The 22,723-nt window shown below is 38.4% G+C and carries 23 protein-coding genes and 1 pseudogene; 2 read left to right on the forward strand and 22 right to left on the reverse strand.

The window, feature by feature from the left end; all coding sequences use genetic code 11:
* Positions 1 to 43: 43 nt before the first annotated feature.
* The 13 genes and pseudogenes from CBE70_RS09950 to xseB all read right to left on the reverse strand — a co-directional run bounded on the left by CBE70_RS09950 (position 44) and on the right by xseB (position 12,176).
* Positions 44 to 940: a hypothetical protein gene (locus tag CBE70_RS09950; RefSeq protein ID WP_100159228.1), complete on the reverse strand. Its 897-nt coding sequence runs from the start codon at positions 938 to 940 to the stop codon at positions 44 to 46.
* A gap of 394 nt (positions 941 to 1,334) precedes the next feature.
* Entirely contained in the window at positions 1,335 to 1,670 is a 336-nt protein-coding gene (locus tag CBE70_RS09955) for a zinc ribbon domain-containing protein YjdM (protein WP_088493703.1), read from the reverse strand.
* A 486-nt stretch (positions 1,671 to 2,156) separates the two neighbouring features.
* A pseudogene (locus tag CBE70_RS09960) lies at positions 2,157 to 2,503 on the reverse strand (PIN domain-containing protein).
* Complete coding sequence (gene vapB, locus CBE70_RS09965; protein ID WP_100159229.1) at positions 2,496 to 2,738, reverse strand: type II toxin-antitoxin system VapB family antitoxin; 243 nt, start codon at positions 2,736 to 2,738, stop codon at positions 2,496 to 2,498. Before vapB ends, CBE70_RS09960 begins: the two are co-directional and overlap by 8 nt.
* 116 nt (positions 2,739 to 2,854) lie before the next feature.
* Positions 2,855 to 3,862, reverse strand: a complete 1,008-nt coding sequence (gene rbsR, locus CBE70_RS09970) for a ribose operon transcriptional repressor RbsR (RefSeq protein WP_198585712.1) — start codon at positions 3,860 to 3,862, stop codon at positions 2,855 to 2,857.
* 4 nt (positions 3,863 to 3,866) lie between these two features.
* On the reverse strand, positions 3,867 to 4,793 hold the full coding sequence (gene rbsK, locus CBE70_RS09975; RefSeq protein WP_100159231.1) for a ribokinase: 927 nt from the start codon (positions 4,791 to 4,793) through the stop codon (positions 3,867 to 3,869).
* 78 nt (positions 4,794 to 4,871) lie between these two features.
* The gene (rbsB, locus tag CBE70_RS09980; protein ID WP_100159232.1) at positions 4,872 to 5,762 is read right to left on the reverse strand and encodes a ribose ABC transporter substrate-binding protein RbsB; all 891 of its coding nucleotides are present in this window, start codon (positions 5,760 to 5,762) and stop codon (positions 4,872 to 4,874) included.
* A 42-nt stretch (positions 5,763 to 5,804) separates the two neighbouring features.
* Complete coding sequence (gene rbsC, locus CBE70_RS09985) at positions 5,805 to 6,770, reverse strand: ribose ABC transporter permease (RefSeq protein ID WP_100159233.1); 966 nt, start codon at positions 6,768 to 6,770, stop codon at positions 5,805 to 5,807.
* Between the two features lies 1 nt (position 6,771).
* Positions 6,772 to 8,280: a ribose ABC transporter ATP-binding protein RbsA gene (gene rbsA / locus CBE70_RS09990; protein WP_100159234.1), complete on the reverse strand. Its 1,509-nt coding sequence runs from the start codon at positions 8,278 to 8,280 to the stop codon at positions 6,772 to 6,774.
* A gap of 7 nt (positions 8,281 to 8,287) precedes the next feature.
* Complete coding sequence (rbsD, locus tag CBE70_RS09995; RefSeq protein WP_100159235.1) at positions 8,288 to 8,707, reverse strand: D-ribose pyranase; 420 nt, start codon at positions 8,705 to 8,707, stop codon at positions 8,288 to 8,290.
* 349 nt (positions 8,708 to 9,056) lie between these two features.
* Positions 9,057 to 10,922 (reverse strand): 1-deoxy-D-xylulose-5-phosphate synthase, encoded by a 1,866-nt coding sequence (gene dxs / locus CBE70_RS10000; protein WP_100159236.1) that lies wholly within the window; start codon positions 10,920 to 10,922, stop codon positions 9,057 to 9,059.
* A gap of 66 nt (positions 10,923 to 10,988) precedes the next feature.
* Positions 10,989 to 11,912, reverse strand: coding sequence for a (2E,6E)-farnesyl diphosphate synthase (gene ispA / locus CBE70_RS10005; RefSeq protein WP_100159237.1), 924 nt, complete (start codon positions 11,910 to 11,912; stop codon positions 10,989 to 10,991).
* Entirely contained in the window at positions 11,913 to 12,176 is a 264-nt protein-coding gene (xseB, locus tag CBE70_RS10010; RefSeq protein ID WP_100159238.1) for an exodeoxyribonuclease VII small subunit, read from the reverse strand.
* A gap of 201 nt (positions 12,177 to 12,377) precedes the next feature.
* Between xseB and thiI the strand changes: the two genes are divergently transcribed.
* The gene (gene thiI / locus CBE70_RS10015) at positions 12,378 to 13,829 is read left to right on the forward strand and encodes a tRNA uracil 4-sulfurtransferase ThiI (RefSeq protein WP_100159239.1); all 1,452 of its coding nucleotides are present in this window, start codon (positions 12,378 to 12,380) and stop codon (positions 13,827 to 13,829) included.
* Between the two features lie 72 nt (positions 13,830 to 13,901).
* Here thiI and CBE70_RS10020 read toward each other — a convergent pair whose 3' ends face one another.
* The 4 genes from CBE70_RS10020 to panE form a co-directional block, all read right to left on the reverse strand.
* Positions 13,902 to 14,282 (reverse strand): type II toxin-antitoxin system YafO family toxin, encoded by a 381-nt coding sequence (locus tag CBE70_RS10020; RefSeq protein WP_100159240.1) that lies wholly within the window; start codon positions 14,280 to 14,282, stop codon positions 13,902 to 13,904.
* Positions 14,283 to 14,288: 6 nt separating this feature from the next.
* Positions 14,289 to 14,870 (reverse strand): hypothetical protein, encoded by a 582-nt coding sequence (locus CBE70_RS10025; RefSeq protein ID WP_100159241.1) that lies wholly within the window; start codon positions 14,868 to 14,870, stop codon positions 14,289 to 14,291.
* A gap of 182 nt (positions 14,871 to 15,052) precedes the next feature.
* Positions 15,053 to 15,670 carry a protein deglycase YajL gene (gene yajL, locus CBE70_RS10030; RefSeq protein WP_100159242.1) on the reverse strand — a complete coding sequence of 206 codons (618 nt, stop codon included), beginning with the start codon at positions 15,668 to 15,670 and terminating at the stop codon, positions 15,053 to 15,055.
* Positions 15,639 to 16,559: a 2-dehydropantoate 2-reductase gene (gene panE / locus CBE70_RS10035; RefSeq protein WP_100159243.1), complete on the reverse strand. Its 921-nt coding sequence runs from the start codon at positions 16,557 to 16,559 to the stop codon at positions 15,639 to 15,641. The genes yajL and panE overlap by 32 nt, the downstream gene beginning before the upstream one ends.
* A gap of 225 nt (positions 16,560 to 16,784) precedes the next feature.
* On the opposite strand from panE, the gene CBE70_RS10040 reads away from it, so the two are divergent.
* Positions 16,785 to 17,276 (forward strand): YajQ family cyclic di-GMP-binding protein, encoded by a 492-nt coding sequence (locus tag CBE70_RS10040; RefSeq protein WP_072063676.1) that lies wholly within the window; start codon positions 16,785 to 16,787, stop codon positions 17,274 to 17,276.
* A 79-nt stretch (positions 17,277 to 17,355) separates the two neighbouring features.
* Here the strand turns inward: CBE70_RS10040 and CBE70_RS10045 are convergent, their stop codons facing one another.
* From CBE70_RS10045 to cyoB, 5 genes are all read right to left on the reverse strand, one after another.
* Complete coding sequence (locus CBE70_RS10045) at positions 17,356 to 18,726, reverse strand: MFS transporter (protein ID WP_100159244.1); 1,371 nt, start codon at positions 18,724 to 18,726, stop codon at positions 17,356 to 17,358.
* A 174-nt stretch (positions 18,727 to 18,900) separates the two neighbouring features.
* On the reverse strand, positions 18,901 to 19,785 hold the full coding sequence (cyoE, locus tag CBE70_RS10050) for a heme o synthase (RefSeq protein WP_100159245.1): 885 nt from the start codon (positions 19,783 to 19,785) through the stop codon (positions 18,901 to 18,903).
* Positions 19,786 to 19,796: 11 nt separating this feature from the next.
* The gene (locus CBE70_RS10055; protein WP_006535101.1) at positions 19,797 to 20,129 is read right to left on the reverse strand and encodes a cytochrome o ubiquinol oxidase subunit IV; all 333 of its coding nucleotides are present in this window, start codon (positions 20,127 to 20,129) and stop codon (positions 19,797 to 19,799) included.
* Complete coding sequence (locus tag CBE70_RS10060) at positions 20,129 to 20,740, reverse strand: cytochrome o ubiquinol oxidase subunit III (protein ID WP_036932890.1); 612 nt, start codon at positions 20,738 to 20,740, stop codon at positions 20,129 to 20,131. The genes CBE70_RS10055 and CBE70_RS10060 overlap by 1 nt, the downstream gene beginning before the upstream one ends.
* The gene (cyoB, locus tag CBE70_RS10065) at positions 20,740 to 22,722 is read right to left on the reverse strand and encodes a cytochrome o ubiquinol oxidase subunit I (RefSeq protein WP_088493686.1); all 1,983 of its coding nucleotides are present in this window, start codon (positions 22,720 to 22,722) and stop codon (positions 20,740 to 20,742) included. Before cyoB ends, CBE70_RS10060 begins: the two co-directional genes overlap by 1 nt.
* Position 22,723 lies beyond the last annotated feature (1 nt).

Below are 22,723 nucleotides of genomic sequence, written 5' to 3' on the forward strand. Positions count from 1 at the left end.
CGCTTAATAAGCGCCTTTGAGAATATTTTGAAGAGATCGCTAATTAGCTTCTCGCAGCTTTACGTTTAGCTATACGATTTTTTATTGAAGCTATATCGAGTACAACACCTCTGTTTGCGCCTGATGTTTTCACTGCAACTCTTGTTTGGGGTTTAGTTGAGCCATTCATGCGAGAGTCTCCTTTTAGTTGTGGATCCTTGGTTGGATTATGCTCATGAGAAAATAAGCTGTCAATAGATTTGATTTCTCTCTCTAATTCCTCTTGATCTCTTTCTCGTTCATCATCCATCATTAATATTAGTTCACTCAGTTCTTTTTTATTACCACAATTTTCTCTAATTAAGTCGAGAATTTGTTGATTATATTGCTCTATTGTTCCCGTATCTAACCAATTAAGTTTATCGATAATGAGATCTTTTTCTAGCCACTTAATATAATCATAGCCACCGCCTGAACATCGATCTCTTGTGGATGCTGAATCCATACTTATTTTAATAAAATGATCACCATATTTGATAAAATCATAATATTGACCATTTATAGTGATAACTTGAATACTATTAATATAACATTCAATTGCATATTCAGAGCCGGAGCCTGCACCATAAAAAATATAATTACCGTTTTCTTGTGTAATTGCACCTTGAAAATAGACAACTTCCCCATTAGTTCTATCTACTTCAATAAATTCACAGATATCTTCATCCATATTTGAAAGAATACCTATTAATGTAGCGTATTCTTCATCTATTCCTATATTATCTCCAATATAAAATGCCAATATCGCTAATATTGCGTTGATATAACCTGAATAGAATATAATGCTATCATCAAGGATATAAAACTTTTTAAAAGGAGGAGGCGCAGGATTATCATCACAATCAGTCCATAATCTATCGGCAGCTACAAATGTTAAATCCTGAGAAATAATCGTTGTCATTAGTTGTAATTGTATGATTTAATTAAAAAGAGAATTTAATTATTCTATAGTGTTGAGAGAGAAAAGTGAAAATAATTATGATGTTTAAATACTTAAATACTTAAATACTTAAATACTTAAATACTTAAATACTTAAATACTTAAATACTTAAATACNTTAAATACTTAAATACTTAAATACTTAAATACTTAAATACTTAAATACTTAAATACTTAAATACTTAAATACTTAAATACTTAAATACTTAAATACTTAAATACTTAAATACTTAAATACTTAAATACTTAAATACTTAAATACTTAAATATCTATTTATATAAAAAGGCGCTGATTAAGCGCCTTTAATAATACTGAAAATATCTGAATGAATTAATAAAGGTATTATTAATTATCTTAGTTCTTTTTCACAAATTCAGATTTTAACTTCATTGGCCCAAAGCCATCAATTTTACAATCAATGTTATGGTCGCCTTCCACTAAACGAATACCTTTTACTTTAGTACCAATTTTTAGCATGGTTGAGCTGCCTTTGACTTTCAGATCTTTAATCACAGTCACTGAATCACCATCAGCTAATAAATTACCGTTAGCATCTTTAACCACTAATTCATCGTTATCAACGGTTGGTTCTGCATCGTTCCACTCGTGTGCACATTCAGGGCAAACATACATTGCACCATCTTCATAGGTGTATTCTGAATTGCACTTAGGACAAGAAGGTAATGACATAATAATACTCTCAAATTTTATCAAAATGGGAAGTGATTAATCGTCACAATGAGGATAACACTTGCCCCATAAATTAAAGGACACATTATCGTTTAAGAGTGAAAGTTCTAAGCAATTCTCTAAATGGTACCGCTTCTGATAATGTGAAAGGGCGATAGTATAATAGATTTGATGGAAATTTGCATCTTTCACAGGGGATGACATAACAAGTGAGGAAAAGTAGATTAGATATAGAGAGTTAAATAGAAAATAAAGATAAACAAAAGTGGTTTTAATTATTAATTAACTTAATGATATTAAAGAAATAATTTTACAAATAAAGCTAAAAACAAATGCCCTCATCTTAAATGAGAGTATTATCAATAATAGTGTTAATTTTCTTGTTATTGTTTTATAAGATTACTTACCGAGGCATACTCTATAAGTTTTGTATTTGAGTTAATGATGAGTCCAATCCTCAATCCTTAAACCATCAACTCTTTCAAATTATCGAGTATTATTTGTAAGCCCTTTACTTCTGGCATGTGCTGCTATATGTAAATCATTATCACCAATGAGTTTGCTTTATTTCTCAAGTGTTGCTCTGATTTCCCCATAATGAAAAGCAGCTAATTCATCGTAAGATAAAACAGTGAGTCTAGATACAAAGTCGTTAACTGTAGCTAAGTTTTTAGCTGAATTTAAACTTTTTTCAGCACCAAAAATGAGCTCAGCGAGTGTGATTGTAGAAATAGCTAATTGCTCAGCATGTTATTGAATTTCGGTAGCAAAAACTCAGGTCTACGTTTAATGGTAAATATAACGATGTTTGTATCTAACTGGTATTTAATTATCAAAGGATTCTCTTTCACTTGTAACTTGATCGGGTCTTTCAGATAAAAAATCATCTGTTACAGACTTTTCAGATAAGAAAAAGCTATCCCATGCATTTTGTATTGGTGTGATTATTCTTTCTTTTCCTTTGATGCGAACAAAAACTTCTTTTACATCATCAGGAAAGCGAGTCTCAGCGGGTAAACGAACGTTTTGTGTTCTATTACTCATAAATACTTTGCCATGCTGGATCATAGTAATAGCTCTTATCAATTACTGCTACATAGCATAAGTATGTAGCAGTTTTTATAGGATACCAAACTTGTTGTATTAAATATATACACATCCTAGTAACCTATTAATGTAATAGGTTATTTTCTATTATTTATTACCGAGCCACGCTCTATAAGTTTGGGTGTAAGCACTAGAACATTGTCATCAGCATCAATATTTTCCATGCGATGTAATAATTGGCTGACAGCCAGTTTTCCCAATTCATCCTTGGGTTGGTGGATCGTAGAAAGAGGAGGGATCATATAAGAGGCGAGGTCGATATCGTCATAACCCATGACGGAAATATCATCAGGTACACGCAAACCTCTTTGATAAATAGCTTGATAAGCACCAACAGCCATTGCATCGTTACAAGTAAAAACAGCTTGTGGTAAGACAGAAAGTGAGAGTAATTTTTGCATTGCGCTAAATCCACCTGCAAATTCAAAATCACTGGTTAACACAAACTCTTCTCGAATAGCTAATCCTGCTTTTTGCATCGCATTGTAATAACCTTGCAAACGATGTTTTGCAGGAAGCTTATCTTGTGGGCCTGCAATACATGCAATTTCAGTAAAGCCTTTTTCAATCAGATAATTGGTTGCGATTTCTCCCCCGAGCAGAGAGTTATCTTGAATAATATCTCCCCCATATTCAAACGGAGACCAATCCATCATAACCATAGGTAAACGAGGATAACGATTTAGTACTTCATGAGAGGGGGCTCTGGCTTCTGTTGACATCAATAATAAGCCATCAACACGTTTTTGTAGCAAGGTTTCAAGGCTGCTATCCATGCGCTCGTAATCCCCTTCGGTGTTACATAAAATAAGGCTATAACCTTTTTCATAGCAGCTACGTTCAACACCGCGCACAACTTCTGCATAGAACGGGTTACTACTGGCTGTGACTAACATTCCAATAGTGTGAGTACAGTTCATTTTTAAACTGCGTGCTAAAGCAGAAGGCGCGTAATTTAAGGTTTCGATAGCATCGTTAACCTTTTTACGAATACCTTCGCTAACATAACGATTGTTATTGATAACGTGAGAAACAGTTGATGTCGAAACGCCCGCCAAACGGGCGACATCTTTCATTGTTGCCAAAGTACTATGCTCGCTCTGCTAAAAATGATTCGATTTCATGACGCCAAGGAACCGAAGATTGCGCACCATGACGTGTAACTGCAATTGCAGCTGCTGCGTGAGCAAAACGGATAGCCTCAACGGAAGGTTTCCCTTCTAATATTGCAGTGACAAATGCACCATTAAATGTATCACCTGCGGCAATGGTATCAACAGCATCGACACGAAATCCAGGAATTATCATGCCTTTTCCTTGTTCACTAAACCATACGCCACGGCTACCCAAAGTGATAAGCACTTGTTTAATACCTTTACGATGTAAAATTTCGGCAGCTTTTGCTGCACCCGCTTCATCATGCACAGAAACGCCTGTTAATATTTCGGCTTCCGTCTCATTTGGAGTGATAACATCAATAAAACTCAGAAATTCATCCGATAAAGGTTGTGCTGGTGCGGGATTTAAAATGACTTTGGTTTGATGTGATTTTGCCAGTTTCGCAGCTTCAAACACAGTCTCTAGTGGTGATTCTAATTGCATCAGTAAGGCATCGGCATGCTCAACAACATGATGATACTGCTGAAAATGTGTAGGTGTTAGTGCGCCATTAGCACCTGCAACAATGCTAATTACGTTTTCACCTTGTTCATTAACAAGGATCATCGCAACACCTGTTGGTGTTTGTGGAATAATACTAATTGCATCGATATGAATATTATCTGTTTTAAGCTGAGAGATTATTTCACTGCCAATTGCATCATCACCGACACAAGCAATAAAGGTAATATCAGCACCGCTGCGACCACAAGCAACGGCTTGATTTGCACCTTTACCACCAAAGGCTATTTTGTATTGATGACCAATAATGGTTTCACCGGGTTTTGGAAATTGTGAAATATTCATAATGTGGTCAACATTGATGCTACCTAGAACAGCAAGGCGAGGTGTTGTCATAGCCTTTATCCTTGTGAAAACGTGTTTTAATGATTAAAGCCACCACGGAGCAATATTACTCCGTGGTATTTATTGTTGTTATTTTTTAATAACTAACTCAAGCTCAACAGGAATTGTTGGATCCACTTTCTCGCCTTTGAGAATTTTATCTGCAGTTTGGATACCGATAATACCAATTTGGTCTGGACGCTGAGCAATGGTTGCACCTAACATGCCACGGTTTACCGCTTTGATCCCATCATCTGTACCATCAAAACCAATTACTAATACATCGGTACGACCAGCAGTTTGCAATGCGCGTAATGCACCTAATGCCATTTCATCATTTTGTGCAAAAACAGCTTGGACCGCAGGATACGCAGTTAACAGATTTTGCATCACGTTAAGACCTTTTGTGCGGTCAAAATCAGCGGGTTGGCTTGCAAGTACATTCAGTTTATGGGCATCAACTGCTTGTTTAAAGCCCTCACCACGCTCACGAGATGCAGATGTGCCAGTGATCCCTTCTAGTTGAATGACTTTGGCGTCATTAGCTACTTTTTCAGCAATATAATCACCCGCCATTTTACCACCAAGGCGATTATCTGAAGCGACGTGGCTGACAACTTCACCTTTGTTTGCAACACGGTCTAAGGTGATAACTGGGATTTTGGCTTTATTGGCTAAAATAACGGCATTCCCCACAGCATCTGAATCTGTTGGGTTAATAAGCATTAAACGTGTGCCTTTCACTGTGAGATCTTGCACATTAGCAAGCTCTTTAGCCGGGTTATCCATAGAATCTAGAACAACAAGGTCGTAACCTAATCTATTTGCCTCTTTCTGTGCACTGTCTTTCATGGTGACAAAGAAAGGGTTGTTAAGTGTTGAGATAACAAGCGCGATCGACTCTTTTGCAAATGCGTTGGCGCTGATTGTGGCGCTTAATGCAACAACAGAAAGAAGTGTCGCCATTTTTTTGAGTTTCATAATATAAGTTCCTGTCGGGGTTCGGATTAAGAGAATAGAGAGTTATTTTTTGTTATCTACCAAAACAGCAAGTAAGATGACCACCGCTTTTACTATCATTTGATAGTTTGATGATATTCCTAATAAATTCAGTGCATTATTTAAGAAGCCTAGAATAAGAGCACCAATTAATGTACCGATAATACGACCTTTACCGCCTGCAAGACTGGTACCACCCAGAACAACGGCGGCAATCGCATCTAGCTCATAACCATTACCTGCCATTGGTTGCGCTGATGAGAGTCGAGCAACTTCAATGACACTCGCAAGGGCAGCTAATAAACCACATAATGAATAAACGATGATTTTGATTTTATCGACGCTAATGCCCGATAAGCGAGTGGCAGATTCATTACCCCCTAGAGCATAGATATAGCGACCTAAACGAGTGTGATGTAATAAATACCATGCGCTCAAAAAGACAATCATCATCAGCCAAATTGGGGTTGGAATACCAAACGGGCGACCAATACCAAACCAACTAAACAGATCGGCATTATCGCTAAATCCGGTATTAATTGGGCTACCGTCGGTATAAACGCGAGTAACACCGCGCAGCAATAACATCATGACTAAGGTTGCAATAAAGGCTTGAACTTTACCTTTAGCAACGATAATTCCTGTTACACCACCAATAGCGGCACCTAATGCTAATGCGCCAACAACAGCAACAAGTGCATTAACATCCGCACCCACCATAGAAGCAGCAACAGCACCTGTTAGTGCAAGCAATGAACCAACAGATAGGTCGATACCAGATGTTAAAATAACCAGCGTCATTCCAACCGCCATAATGGCGTTAACTGAGGTTTGTTGTAGGATGTTGAAAATATTATTTAAGGTAAAGAAATTAGGACTGAGTGTCGAAACCACCGCAATCAGAAGTAGCAATGCAATCAGCGATTTTTGCTCTAATAGCCAAGCTTTTGAGAACCAACGTTTTGACGCTGGAATTGAATTTGTGCTCATATCAAACTCCTACTTTAGCGTCATATTGTTTACCAACAGCCGCTGCCATTAGCATTTCTTGTGTGACATTGTGAGCAGAAAACTCACCACTAATACGACCTTCATGCATAACCAAAATACGGTCACTCATTCCCATTACCTCAGGCATTTCAGAAGAAATTAAAATGATGCTTAATCCTTCTTGTTTAAATTTATTAATTAGCTGATAAATTTCTTTTTTAGCGCCCACATCAACGCCACGAGTGGGTTCATCAAGAATAAGTACTTTAGGGCGAGTCATTAGGCCTCTTGCGATAGCCACTTTTTGTTGATTTCCCCCAGATAAAAAGCCAATAGTTTGATCCATTGAAGGGGTTTTTATATTGAATAATTTAATAAAATCACCGACAGTGAGTTGCTCTTCTTTATGATTAAGCACACCCATACCACGGCTAAAATAGCGAAGTGCAGTCAGAGACATATTTTCTTTTACTGACATGCCAAGCACTAAACCATCACGCTTTCTATCTTCAGAGATGTAAACAATGCCTTGTTCCAGTCCTTCAACAGGCTTTTTGATTTGGCAGGGTTTACCATCTAATTCAACGGTGCCATTAGTTTTGGGTAATGCGCCGTAGATAATTTTCATTAACTCAGTACGACCAGCTCCCATTAATCCTGAAATACCCAGAATTTCGCTTTCATGTAATGAGAAACTGACATCGTGAACATCGTCGCCACTGAGGTTAATGACGTTAAGTTTGGTTTTTCCTTGAGGGATATTAATACGAGGGTATTGGTCTTCTAACTTACGACCCACCATCATTTCAATAAGAGTGTCTTCTTTTAATGAAGCGACAGGTTTTTCACCAATAAACTGACCATCTCGCAGTACAGTCACATCATCACAAATCTCAAAGATCTCTTTTAATCGATGTGAGATATAAACAATGCCACAGCCTTGATCTCTTAGTTCACGAATAACACTAAATAGTGATTCAGTTTCAGTATCAGTTAATGCATCTGTCGGTTCATCCATAATAATCACTTTGGAACCAAAGCTAAGCACTTTGGCGATTTCTACCATTTGCTGATCACCAATCGATAATTCAGATACTAAACGGTGACTACTGTAAGCAAGGTTTAATCGGGCTAACAACTTATCAGCCTCTGCATACATTTTCTTCCAATCGATAGCGCCAAAAGTACGTGTAAACTCACGACCTAAGAAAATATTTTCTGCGATGGTTAATTCTGGAATAAGGTTAAGCTCTTGGTGAATAATGCCTATCCCTGCTTCTTGGGAAGATTTGGGACCATTGAAAGCACAACTTTCACCTTGATAAATGACCTCGCCGGCATCTTTTTTATAGATCCCAGTGAGTACTTTCATCAGTGTTGATTTTCCTGCACCATTTTCACCGACTAAAGCCATTACTCGACCGGGGTAAATTCGCAAAGTCGCGCCTGATAGTGCTTTTACACCTGGGAATGACTTATCAATATCTTTAAGTTCAAGTAAAGGTTTCATATTGTCCTCAAAAAGTCACACCAGAAAACAACACAATATTGGCATAAGGCGTACATTCACCGGTTCTAATAACCGCTTTATTTTCAGTGAGTTGATTTTTAAATGCTTCATGTGAAACATACATTATTTGAATAGACTTCTTCTGCTCTTGTTCTAATAAATAGAGATAAGAGATGATTTCATTAAACAGAGAGGGATTGATGGTTTTAATTTCTTCCGCCAGCATCACGGCTTCGACTTGCATCTCATGAGTGATTGTTTGCAACACAGACATAAAGTCTGGAATGCCCTGAGTAAGAGCAAGATCAATACGTTCAACAGAGGAGGGAATAGGTAATCCGGCATCTGCAATAGTGATTTTGTCAGTGTGTCCTAAACGTGAAATGAGACTCGAAATAGGACTATTAAGTAATACACCTTTTTTCATGTTTCCTCCTCAGCGAAACGTTTCGCTGTATATATAGTAGAAAAGAAAGGCGGGAAAACAAGTTTGATTTATTCATATTGTGAGCATGATCGAAACGTTTCGTTGACAAACAAAAAGAAAGAAAAATCTAACTAATTGAATAAATTAACGCTGAATGGATTCAAGGCTGGAAGTGGTTGTTTTCAGTGAATTACATAAAAATGTGATGACGGACAAAATTATAATGGGGCGACAATATGGGGGTGTGAAGGCGTAAATCAGTATATAAAAATAGATAAATCACAGCCTAGAAAATACATTAACCTCTCCTGTAGTTAATCAGGAGAGGTTTTTAATCATTTTAATTCAATCAATTAGCTTGATAAGCTTTAATTGATTTCTCAATACCTTCTGCATCTAATCCTAAGTCAGCTCTGATCTCTTCTTGTCCACCTTGTGGTACAAACAGATCAGGTATGCCTAAGTTTAAGACAGGTACTAAGCAACGTTCTTGCATGAGTAACTCATTAACACCACTGCCAGCACCACCCATAATGGCATTCTCTTCTAGCGTTACTAACATATCATGCTGTTCAGCCAGAGAGAGGATAAGTGATTTATCAAGAGGCTTGATAAAACGCATATCAGCCACAGTAGCATCAAGTTTCTCAGCGACTTCTAACGCTTCTGGTAGTAATGTACCAAAGTTTAGGATCGCAATACCTTTGCCTTGGCGACGAATAATACCTTTACCCATAGGTAGTGAACTAAGTGGTTGCAATTGTGCACCAACACTAGAGCCTCTTGGATAGCGCACGGCAACAGGACCATCTTGATAGTGATAACCGGTATGAAGCATTTGGCGACACTCATTTTCATCACTTGGCGCCATAATAACCATATTAGGAATGCAGCGTAAAAATGAGAGATCAAAAGCACCTTGGTGAGTTTGACCGTCTGCTCCCACAATACCACCACGATCAATAGCAAATAAAACAGGGAGTTTTTGAATGGCAATATCGTGGATCACTTGGTCGTAAGCGCGTTGTAAGAATGTTGAGTAGATAGCAACAATCGGCTTATAACCACCAATGGCTAAACCTGCAGCAAAGGTAACGGCATGTTGTTCTGCGATCGCAACATCAAAGTATTGTGATGGATATTCTTTTGAAAAACGCACCATACCAGAGCCTTCACGCATAGCCGGGGTAATTGCCATGAGTTTTGGATCGGTAGAGGCTTCTTCACATAACCAGTCACCAAAAATTTTGGAAAATGTAGGTCGTGCATTCGGGCTTTTAGGTAATGTACCTGCTTGTGGATCAAACTTAGGTACAGCGTGCCAGCTAATAGGATCACGCTCAGCAGGGGCATAACCACGACCTTTTTTAGTCATAATATGCAAAAGCTGAGGGCCTTTTAGATCACGCATATTGGCGAGTGTTTGTACTAACGCAATAACATCATGACCATCAACTGGGCCGATATAGTTGAAGCCCAACTCTTCAAACATGGTGCCTGGAACAACCATGCCTTTAATATGTTCTTCAGTCTTTTTCAGTAATTCTTTAATGGGTGGAATACCAGAAAAGACTTTTTTTCCACCTTCACGCAAGGTGGTATACAGTTTGCCAGACAACAATTGTGCAAGGTGATTATTCAATGCACCCACGTTTTCTGAAATTGACATCTCATTGTCATTAAGTACAACGAGCATATCTGGTTCAATATCCCCTGCGTGGTTCATTGCTTCAAAAGCCATACCCGCAGTAATTGCACCATCACCAATGACACAAACTGTTTTTCTGTTCAGCTTTTCTTGCTCAGCGGCAACAGCCATGCCAAGACCCGCACTGATAGAGGTTGAAGAGTGACCGACACAAAGCTTGTCGTATTCACTCTCTTCACGCCAAGGGAAGGGATGTAGCCCATTCTTTTGACGGATAGTATCAATGCGGTCACGGCGACCCGTTAAGATTTTATGAGGATAGGCCTGATGACCAACATCCCAAATCAGGTTATCAAAAGGGGTTTTATAGACGTAATGAAGAGCAACTGTTAACTCAATAGCACCTAAACCTGAGGCGAAGTGACCACTTGAGCGGCTGACACTGTTAAGAAGAAATAGCCTTAGCTCATCACAGAGTTTAGGTAAACTCTCTTTTGGTAATAGGCGTAAATCTTCTGGCGTTTCAACCAACGCCAATGTGGGATATTTTTCGATATCAATGCTCATGTGATGCCTATTAATTAATCACTTGTAATAGGGAAAGAACAGGTAAGCTGCTCTTTTTATTTTTTATTAGTTTTTCCGTTCGACGATAAAACTCGCTAATTGTTTAAGCGTGGTCGTATCGTACTCGTATTGCTCAAGAAACGCTAAGGCATCCAGTGCTTCGTTATACAATTCCTGTGCTTTCTTTTGAGCTTGCTCTAATCCAAGGAGTGCCGGATATGTGCTTTTTCCTGACTCTTGGTCGCTACCTTGACGTTTTCCTGTCTCTTCCGTACTGCCAATGACATCTAAAATGTCATCTTGTACTTGAAATGCAAGGCCAATAGAGTGGGCATATTTATCTAGTGCGGGTAATACGTCATGGCCTTTGGAGCCAGCACTAAATGCGCCTAAGCGAACAGCTGCACGAATTAATGCACCTGTTTTGTGTAAATGGATTTTTTCAAGAGATGCGAGGTCAATCGATTTATCTTCGGCTTCAAGATCAAGAGCCTGACCGCCACACATACCTGCAAGCCCGCTGGCTGTTGCTAATTCTGAAATCATTGCAACGCGATCGGCCATTGCAACATCAGGCATTGGATTATTTGCTAAGATCTCAAAGGCCAGTGTTTGTAATGCATCACCCGCTAAAATTGCGTTGGCCTCACCAAATTCAATATGACATGTCGGTTTACCACGACGTAAATCATCATCATCCATCGCAGGTAAATCGTCATGAATAAGAGAATAAGCGTGAATACATTCTACTGCAGCAGCAGGTGCATCAAGGTTAAGTGCAGGGACTTTAAACATTTCACCCACTGCATAAACAAGGAATGGACGTAAGCGCTTTCCACCTAAAAGAGCACCATAATGCATGGCTTTACCTAGAGGCATGTCATTGAATGGTAAAGCTGATAGTGCTTGGTTTAATGCATCATCAACACGCTGGTGGGCGGAATCTAATTTATGACGGAACGCATCCGTACTTGAAGTTGCGTTACTCAATTATTCTGCCTCTTGGATTAAATCATCAGGAGTTGCATTATCGTCTTCTTTTAGAAGAATACGAACACGCTGTTCAGCGTCTTGTAATGTTTTTTGTCCAACACGGGCTAGACGAACGCCATGTTCAAATTCATTAAGCGCTTCTTCTAAAGGGAGTTCACCGGATTCTAAACGGTTTACGATTTGCTCAAGTTCTTGCATAGATGCTTCGAAACTTGGTGCTTGTGCGATGTCTTCGTTAATTGGTGTCGTTTTCTTAGCCATAATATTTTTGATAATAAAGCATGTTAGCGCTGAATAATAGCGATCATCTTACTACAAGTAAGAAGAAAATTTCTTATTCAGTCGATGATTTTTGCGGGTGAGCCCTAAATATTGGTGATATACTTTGTGACTTTTATAAACTCCAGTCAATTAACATCACTGTAGTTTATGTTTCTACTTAATAACCTATGACCATTGACTATGAAGTTTATTATTAAATTATTCCCCGAAATTACGATCAAAAGCCAATCAGTTCGTATACGTTTTATCAAAATTCTCACTAGCAATATTCGTAATGTACTTAATACATTAGGTGATGAAATTACGGTTGTCCGCAATTGGGATAACATTGTTGTTGTTAGTAAAGATGAAAGCAAAAGTGAAGCGGTATGTGATGCACTAACACGTATTCCTGGTATTCATCACTTTTTACAAGTAGAAGAGCATCCGTATACTGATCTGCACAATATTTTTGAGCAAACTTTTGCTGCGTTTAAGCATTTAGTGGAAAACAAAACATTTTGTGTTCGTGCCAAACGTCGTGGTAAGCACAGTTTTACGTCAAATGAAGTTGAGCGTTATGTTGGTGGTGGTTTTAACCAGCACGTAGAAAGCGCAAAAGTGAAATTAACGCGTCCAGATGTCACCATTAATTTAGAAATTGAAGATGATAAACTTATTTTAGTGAATGCGCGCTATGAAGGTATTGGTGGCTTCCCTATTGGTACGCAAGAAGATGTATTGTCGTTGATTTCTGGTGGGTATGACTCTGGCGTATCAAGTTATATGCTGATGCGTCGTGGTAGCCGTGTTCACTATTGTTTCTTTAACTTAGGTGGCTCTGCGCACGAAATTGGTGTTAAGCAAGTTGCTCATTATTTATGGAATCGCTTTGGCCGTTCTCATAAAGTGCATTTCGTTGCGGTTGATTTTGAACCTGTTGTCGCAGAAATCTTAGAAAAAGTCGATGATGGTCAAATGGGCGTTGTATTAAAACGTATGATGGTACGTGCTGCATCTCGTGTTGCTGAGCGTTATGGTGTTCAAGCTATTGTAACAGGTGAAGCATTAGGCCAAGTTTCTAGTCAAACCTTAACGAACTTACGTTTAATTGATAATGCGACAGATACGTTAATTTTACGCCCTCTTATCACACATGATAAAGAAAACATTATCAATATTGCTCGCCAAATAGGTACAGAAGATTTTGCTCGCACGATGCCAGAATTTTGTGGTGTTATTTCAAAAAGCCCAACAGTGAAAGCGGTCAAAGCGAAAATCGAAGCAGAAGAAGAGAAGTTTGATTTTTCTATTCTTGATAGCGTTGTTGAAAACGCCAAGAATATGGATATTCGTCGTATTGCAGAAGAAACTGTACAGCAAGTTACTGAAGTTGAGATGGTATCTGAATTTGGTGCTAACGATGTTATTTTGGATATCCGCTCACCTGAAGAGCAAGAAACTTCACCATTAAAAATAGACGGTGTTGATGTTAAAGAGTTACCTTTCTATAAATTAAGCACTCAGTTTGGTGATTTAGATAAAGCCAAAACTTATTTGCTCTATTGCGATCGCGGAATGATGAGCCGCTTACAAGCACTTTATTTACGTGAACAAGGTTTTGAGAACGTTAAAGTGTATCGTAAAAAATAAAATGGTAATGATTTGATATTAAAAATAAAAAAGCCACTGAAAAGTGGCTTTTTGGGTGCTATTAATAACTTGTCAGAAATTATTTTGAAATTCTTCTGCTCTTTTCTCTAATATGGTCAGAAATGATGTTTTTGCTATTTTATGAGCATTGGGTGACATAATAGCAATAATTTGATATCTGTTTGGATAAAGCCAATGTTGACAGTAAACCAAGTAGTGATTCGATTTTCTTTGTATTTGTGGCGTCTTTTTATTCCGTTCAGGTTCAAGTGGCATTCTAATATGTATTTTAGAAATAAGTGATTGACATAATTTAGCATTATTTTCCCAGCGACCATTAGCGCCTAAATAATTGGACAATATATTGTCTTCTTTCCAAAGTTTTAATAAGTGAGCATATTCATTGGCGATAGTTTTATGTTCAATATCAGCATGTATTGATATTTGAATCATAAAATATCAATTACTATCAAACTTAGGCTTATTAAGACCTAATTTTATATGTTCAGCTTGTATTAGTTTTCGCATATCAGCATCAGTTACATTGGGTTTTTTATTTGTTGTTTTTAATGGCTGTTGAGTTTGTTCTATAAATGAAATCACTTCAGTTAATATACTTCTATAAACGGCTAAAGAGCGACCAAATAAGAGTATGCTTTCTTTTTTAGGGACATCACTATTTGAATATGATGCAAGGATGGCTTTTATATCGACTAAAGAGCTATCTATATCTTTTATATTTTTATTTATGTATTTATAAGCGCGTTGACTAATAAATGAATGATGGTATTTCTCCCATTCTTTTTTTAGGTTATTTAAATCATTACTGAGTAACTCAGCTAATTTACACATTCTTTCAGTGGCATCGCCAATTGGAATAGCAACAAGTTGATTGGATATAGGTGAAGTCAAAGAATGTTGAGCATTCGGGATTAATGATGATTGTTTGTGTTTAAAGCTTTCAGCAGGAACAGTGGCTAATCCCATAGAAATCAAAGTAACAAGTTTTGGTAAGTTCTTGCGGTATTGAAGAGTTTTCATTTTGCCACATCCTTTAGAAGTTGGTTCTATTTTAACCTCTCAACATTTATTTTGAAATCTGATATGAAGAAATAACGACTGGAATAGGTCTTAAAAATTAATCCCCAACTAATAAATAATATATTTATTAATAAGATAAATGAATTAAGTGGGGGATGTTTTGTAGTGTGTGTACGGCTTATCTATTTATCCCCAAAACCAGTAAACTCATCTTGGTAATTATAAATACCAGGTGGCAATACGAGTTGTTTGGCAACATCTGCAGCAGCTTCTTTACCTTTTAAACGCTCGATAATTTTTAGTGCAAAATCGAGAGATGTTGCGGGCGCTTGGCTAGTAATTAAATTAACTCTTTCATCAAAATAGACGCGATAATCAACCCATTTTTTTGGTGATATTTTATCTTTTAATGCAGGAAAGCCAGTCATGTTACCGATGGGGAAAATATTGTGAGACTCAAGAATAATTGCAGGTGCTGCACAGATGGCTGCGACAAGTTTATTTTCACTGTGCATACGACGTACTTTTTCAACGACTAAAGGGCTATCTCTTAAGGTTTCAGAGCCTTGTAATCCACCGGGTAGAATAATAACGTCATAGTGGTGATCAACAACACGAACTAAAGGGGCATCTGCGACAAGTTTCATGCCTCGTGAACATGTAATGATAAGTTCATCAACATCATCTTCTGCACTTGCGAGCACGACATTAATACCTGCCCTTACCAGCAAATCTGCGGTAGTAACGACTTCGGTTTCTTCACTTCCATTAGCTAGGCAGATGAGCGCTGATATGGTCATAATTGCCTTCCTGTTGTTTAATAAATTGGAAAAGGTGGTTATTTTCTGGTAATACAAGCCCTTGTTCTGAAGCTCGACGTAATAAATAACCCGTAATATAGTCAATCTCTGTATGGCGTTGATATTTCACATCTTGATACATAGAAGAATAATTATTTGCTGTTTGTTCTATCGTATCAATAATATAGCCATGAAGATGGGCTTGGGACGTTGGTACAACACCTTCACGTTCCATTACTAGATAAACTTCATCGCATATTTTTTGAATATGTTCAGGATAACGTAATAAATCCCCATTACGGCATTGATAATAAACGGTAAGAGGGTTAATAACACAATTAACAGCAAGTTTTAGCCAACTAATTGTATGAATATCATTATGCCAAGCGACATCAGGTAAAGCATGATGCAAGGTTTCTGCTAAATAGCTATATTGTTGAGCAGCATGATTTAATGGGCCTATATGTGTTATTCCTGTTGCAGTATGAATAACATCTTGTCCTTGTTGATAAGCACCATGAGTAATAATACCTTGTAAAATAGGTCTGTTGACTGAGTGGTGTGTTGCTGTTAATTCATCAGCCGTACCCATACCATTATGAATTAATAAAATAGGACATTGTGCAGAAAGATAGGGCAATAGCGTATTAACTGCATCTGAGACTTGCCAAGATTTTAAGCAAACAACAAGTAATTCGCTTTGTTTTAACCATTCAAGTTGATTTGCAGTAATACGTTGATAAAAAGGCTCGCCATTAATGTTATCAACACTCACGTCTAAAAAAGGCTGAGGTACTCTTAGCCAACCTTGTACTTCATGAGATTGACGTGTTAAAGCTGCAATCCAAAGTTTACCAATCGAACCACACCCTAAAACGGTAATTTTCATTGTGCCTCTTTTTGCAAATCGTAATAGCGTAAGGTGGCTACTGACGGTCATTAGACTATTTAGCTAAAATTATAACATTGATTGCACTGCTCTGTTTAAAGTATGTTTGCGCTTTAGTTTGAGCGGAAATTAAAGGGATAAATTTGTTATTGAATGTGCAATGCTTTTTTGCAACCCTAAAAGAAGCTATTATTCGGGTTGTATTTATTTATTGAGGAAGAAAGAATGCCATCTTTTGATATCGTATCTGAAGTTGACTTACATGAAGTGCGTAATGCGGTAGAAAACGCACAACGTGAACTGACTACTCGCTGGGATTTTCGTAACGTTGAAGCAAGCTTTGAATTAAACGAAAAAGCAGAGTCAGTGAAAACGACCAGTGTATCTGAATTTCAGGTTCAACAATTATTAGATATTCTGCGTGAGAAAATGGCAAAAAGAGGGATTGATGGTGCGGTATTAAATATCCCTGAAGAGATGACTCACAGCGGAAAAATGTACAGCGTAGAAGCCACCTTAAAACAAGGTATTGATACAGCTTTAGCGAAAAAAATTGTTAAGTTGATCAAAGACAGCAAATTAAAAGTTCAGGCTCAAATTCAAGGTGAGCAAGTGCGAGTTACAGGTAAATCGCGTGACGACTTACAAGCCGTAATGAAATTAGTAAGAGAAGGTGAGTTAGGGCAGCCATTCCAATTTAACAATTTCCGTGACTAATTGTTTATTCCTTTAGTCATACAAAAATGCGCTGGTTTAACAGCGCATTTTTTATTTTATCCAGTAAATTTATTGATCTTTAAACTAAAGGGATCAGTGACTCTAATGTTGCTCTCGGCGTCTGTTTAGTATCAACCTTGATATAAGCACTCTGTTCATTCGCCATAATTACAACTTCATTAACACCCGGTTGTTGTTTAAATAATTGTTGTAGTTGCTGTTGTTGGCTTGAAGATAAATTTTCAGGTAATTCAACGCGTAAGCTACTGACATAAGAGGGTTGGCGTAACGTTAGGCTAATGAAAAACCAAATAATGCCAATCACTAAACAACCTAAAAATACAGTTTGTGCACTATAATGCTGGTAAAGCCATCCGCCTAAAATTCCGCCCAATGCCACACCTAAAAATTGGCTGGTGGAATAAATTCCCATCGCTGTACCTTTATAACCTGCTGGCGCTTCTTTACTGATTAATGAAGGAAGAAGGGCTTCCATAATATTAAATCCAATAAAGAAAACTTGAACACCCGCAATAATTAGCCATAAGCTAGAGCCTGAAATAATAAGAATGGCTTGAGCAATAATAAGTAAGGAAATACAGAATAAGAAAACTTGTTTCATCTTTCGTTTCTTTTCTGCATAGATAATAAAAGGAAGTACAGTAATAAAGGCAATAAGCATGGTGACTAAATAAACAATCCAATGCTTCTCTTTCGCTAAACCAGCACTACTCATAACCAGAGGAAGTGCAACAAATGCAGCCATTAATAAAGTATGTAGTGAGAAAATGCCTGTATTAAGTTTAAGAAGTTGTGCATCAAATAAAACCTTTTTTACGCTACCACGAACAAAACCTGACTCTCTATTAAGAATATGATGTTCGCTATTCGGCACAGTAAAAAGCGTAATAATAATGCCACCAAAGGCGAGTAGGGCGATCCCCCAAAACAAGCCATGTAAGCCAAAGATATGCGTTAAAATAGGCCCTAAAACTAAGGCTAAAGCGAACGTTATCCCAAAGCTAATACCAATAAAGGCCATTGCTTTTGTTCTATTTTGTTCTCGTGTTAAATCTGACAATAAAGCCATTACGGCTGCTGAGATAGCTCCCGCTCCTTGTAATGCTCTACCAATAATAATGCCGTAGATATTGTCACTAAGAGCCGCAATCAAACTACCAATAATAAAAATAATTAAGCCAAAAACAATCATAGGTTTTCGACCAAATTTATCAGAGAAAATACCAAAAGGAATTTGGAATATAGCTTGTGTTAATCCATAAATACCGATGGCTAATCCAATGAGAGATTCTGTTGCGTGTTGTAGCTGAAGCCCATAGGTGGTTAAAACTGGGAGTACCATAAACATGCCAAGCATGCGAAGAGAAAAAACAGTACCTAGTCCCCATGTTGCTTTGCGCTCTAATGGGGTCATTTTATTATCATTCATGGATTACCTCGTATTACTGATACCTCCCATTGTAATGGCAAATCTTGGTGAGGTTAATCAATAAATGGGATACAAAAAAGACAAAACTGTACTGATATCATGAGAAGTCATAAAAGAGATAAAAAAATACCAGTCAGAAAGCTGACTGGTATTTGGGCTACTTTAATAAATACATTATCTTAGATACGCAAGAACCGCTTCTGTTGAGCTTGTTGGATCAACAGACATCATTACGCTTAATGACGTGATTGCGACAATAGAGAAAATAAATAATTTTCGTGCCCACACAATATCATTGGTTGCTTTATAACCAGATAAAGCCATTCCTAACCACCAAATACTGACAGCTGAAGCCACAATCAGGTATTTATAGCCCGCGTAACCAACTAATGTCAGCATTAAGGTTGCAATCATAAACGCCAGAATATAGAGAATAATATGACGTTTAGCGACTGAGATCCCTTTAATTACAGGTAATACAGGGATATTTGCAGCTTGGTAGTCTTTAAAACGGAAAATAGCAATGGCATAAGAGTGAGGCATTTGCCACAAACTAAAGATAAGTAATAGGATTGCCGCGCCCGCATCAAATTCACCGCTAACGGCACAATAACCGATAACAGGAGGTGCAGAGCCAGATAAGCTTCCAATCAGTGTGCCATAAACAGATTTACGCTTCATATAGAGGCTATACACCCCAACATAAATAATAAAACCGAATACAGCGATAAACATTGCAAGTGGGTTGGCTGCTACATAGAGCAGCACAACACCTGCAATACCTAATACTGAGGCATAAATCAGGCTAATTTGAGGGTCAATTAATCCTTTAACTAATGGACGATTCTTCGTTCTTTCCATGATACGGTCAATATCACGGTCAATGTAGTTGTTAAAAACACAACCAGAAGCAACGACCAGAGACACCCCAAGTAGAGTCGCGAAAAATAGGGAGTAATCAATCTCACCTTTAGAAGCGAGTAGAAAACCACCTATTACAGAAATTAGATTTCCGAAAATAATTCCTGGTTTGGTGACTTGTAGGTATTGCTTAATCATAGTGACAACTCTTAATCCATCATCATATTGATGTTCAGGTTGTACATAATCCACAACGAGCCTACGACAACAATGCCGATAATAAGCAGTGTGAACAGGAATGCGACGACGTTCCAGCGCTCTTCTGATGACGTATTCATATGCAAGAAGCAGACTAAGTGAACTACAATCTGCACAACTGCCATACCGACAACAGTCCATAGAATTGTTGCTGGTGTCGCTGTTCCTTCCATCACCATCCAAAATGGAATAACGGTGAGGATAACAGACAGAATAAAGCCGATCAGATAAGACTTCATGCTGCCGTGGCTTGCGCCTGAAGGAGAAGTATTTGGATGACTCATTACATCGCTCCCATCAGATAAACTACGGTGAACACACAGATCCAGACAACGTCAAGGAAGTGCCAGAACAGACTTAAACAGCTTAAACGAGTGCGGTTAACTTCAGTTAAACCACGGCGTGATACTTGGATCATCATAATAACAATCCAAATTAAACCCGCAGTTACGTGAAGACCGTGCGTTGAAACTAATGCAAAGAATGCAGATAAGAATGCACTGCGATCTGGGCCATAACCTTCGGCAATTAGCTCATGGAATTCGTAAACTTCCATGATGACGAAACCTAAGCCGAATAAGAAAGTAACAAATAACCATAGATTAACTTGGCTAACGCTACCTTTATTCATGCTCAGCATAGCGAAACCAAAAGTGATACTACTAAATAGCAGTAAGAAGGTTTCAACTAAAACAAACGGTAAGCTAAAAATCTCTTTACCTGAAGGGCCATCCGCAATCCCGTTAACAAGCACCGCATAAGTGGCGAATAAGCTGGCAAACAGGATAAGGTCGCTCATTAGGTAGATCCAGAAGCCGAAAACTTTCGTCGCTCCTGCATCGTGGTGCCCATGATGCTCATGGGCGTTTGTGTTATTTACAGTTTGAGTAGACATTATTTCACACCTGCTTTTTTCAGTTCTTCATAATGCTTATTCTCGAGAGCTTCAATTTCAGGTACTTGGACATAGTAATCCACATCTGTATCAAAGCTTTTCACGATCCAAGTGACAATCATGCCGGCAAAACCAACGATAGCTAACCACCAGATATGCCAGATCATGGCAAAACCAAGTACTAAGCTGAATGCTGAAATAATCACACCCGCGCCTGTATTTTTAGGCATATGGATTGGTTCGTATTTGGTTGGACGCTGATAAGCTGTGCCTTTTTCTTTCTGATCCCACCACTCATCACGAGTTTGAACATTAGGTTCAACGGCAAAGTTATAGAAAGGTGCTGGCGAAGAAATTGACCATTCCAGAGTACGTCCGCCCCATGGATCTCCCGTTAAATCACGGTTTTGATCACGGTCACGGATACTTACGTAGATTTGGACAACCTGACAAGCGATACCGATAGCAATCAGTGCAGCACCACCCGCAGCAACCATCAGCATTGGATGGAATTCTGGGTTGATGTTTTGGCTGATACGACGAGTCATACCCATAAAGCCAAGAATGTACAGTGGCATAAAGGCCATAAAGAAGCCGATAAACCAGAACCAGAATGCACGGATACCCCATTTCTCATTCAGTGTGAAACCGAATGCTTTCGGGAACCAGTAAGTCATACCTGCAAAACAGCCAAATACTACACCACCGATAATAACGTTATGGAAGTGAGCAATTAAGAATAAGCTGTTATGTAAAACAAAGTTTGCACCCGGAACGGCTAACAGAACCCCAGTCATACCCCCAACAGAGAAGGTGATAAGGAAACCGATAGTCCACAGCATTGGGCTTTTATATTCGATACGACCTTGATACATCGTAAACAGCCAGTTAAAGATTTTAACCCCTGTTGGTATAGCGATGATCATCGTGGCGATACCGAAGAAGGCATTGACGTTGGCGCCAGAGCCCATGGTAAAGAAGTGGTGTAACCAAACGATAAATGACAACACGGTAATAACGACAGTTGCACCAACTAAAGAGGTATAACCGAATAACCGTTTTTTAGAGAATGTTGCTGTTACTTCAGAGAACACACCAAATACAGGCAGAACAAGGATATAAACTTCTGGATGACCCCAAGCCCACACAAGGTTGATATACATCATCATGTTACCGCCCATATCATTGGTAAAGAAGTGCGTACCAAGATAGCGGTCTAAAGTTAACAGTGTAATAGTGACTGTTAAAATTGGGAATGCAGCAATAATCAGAACGTTAGTACATAAAGCCGCCCAAGAGAATACTGGCATTTTCATCATGCTCATACCCGGCGCACGCATACGCAGGATAGTCGCGAAGAAGTTAACCCCTGTTAGAAGCGTACCAATACCAGATATCTGTAAACTCCATATCCAATAATCGACCCCAACTCCTGGGTTATATTCCAAGCCAGAAAGTGGTGGATAAGCTAACCAACCTGTTTGTGCGAACTCACCAATACCTAAAGAAAGGTTGATTAGTACCACACCAACTACAAAGAACCAGAAGCTCAGTGAGTTAAGGAAAGGGAAGGCAACATCACGAGCACCAATTTGTAAAGGTACAACAAGGTTCATCAGACCCACAACGAAAGGTGTTGCCATGAAGAAAATCATGATAACGCCGTGTGCGGTAAAAATCTGATCATAGTGATGAGGTGGTAGGAAACCCGCTTCGCCAGCAGAGGCGAGAGCTTGTTGGCTTCTCATCATAATTGCATCGGCAAAGCCACGGAACATCATGACCATTGCAACGAGGATATACATAATACCAATTTTTTTATGGTCAACGCTGGTTAACCATTCTGTCCACAACCATTTCCATTTACGAAAATAAGTTAGTGCACCAACAACAGCAAGCCCACCAAGAACAATACCGAGTAAAGTAACTACGATAATTGGCTCATGTAGCGGGATTGCATCAAGAGTTAATTTTCCGAACATG

The organism is Proteus columbae, assembly GCF_002777965.1.
Classification (GTDB): Bacteria; Pseudomonadota; Gammaproteobacteria; order Enterobacterales; family Enterobacteriaceae; genus Proteus; species Proteus columbae.